This window comes from Streptomyces sp. WM4235 (genome assembly GCF_001279725.1).
Taxonomy (GTDB): Bacteria; Actinomycetota; Actinomycetes; order Streptomycetales; family Streptomycetaceae; genus Streptomyces.
In genome coordinates this window covers 1-373 of sequence record NZ_LGDE01000325.1, presented here as the reverse complement: position 1 = coordinate 373, position 373 = coordinate 1, and the positions used below count along the sequence as shown (strand labels likewise).

The 373-nt window shown below is 74.8% G+C and carries 1 protein-coding gene; it reads right to left on the bottom strand.

Features of this window, described 5'->3' with window-relative positions:
• Positions 1-83 precede the first annotated feature (83 nt).
• Positions 84-373: agmatine deiminase family protein (locus ADK55_RS20780; RefSeq protein ID WP_199826587.1), on the bottom strand; the 290-nt coding region annotated here is incomplete at its 5' end.

Here is a 373-nt window from a genome sequence, read left to right as displayed (position 1 = left end):
CTGGGCGCCGAGAACCAGTAGGGAGGGTTCCGACGGGGGCGGCCCCCACGCCCGCCGTCGGATCCGCCGCCCCGCCGCGGGGCTCAGCCCGCGGCGGGTTGCTGCATCGTGGAGCAGTGGATGCCTCCGCCGCCGCCCATCAGCCGGTCCCCGTCGAGCTGGGCGACCTCACGGCCCGGGAAGGCCGCCGCGAGCGCCTGACGGGCGGCCGCGGCCTTGGTCCGGTCCCCGAACTGCGAGGTGATCACCGCTCCGTTGGCCACGTGAAAGTTCAGGTAGGAGTCGACGAAGTCGGGGTTGTCGGAGCGCAGGGTGTCCGGGCCGTCGACCTTGAGGACCTGGAGCCGGCGGCCCTTGGCGTCGGTGGCGGCGG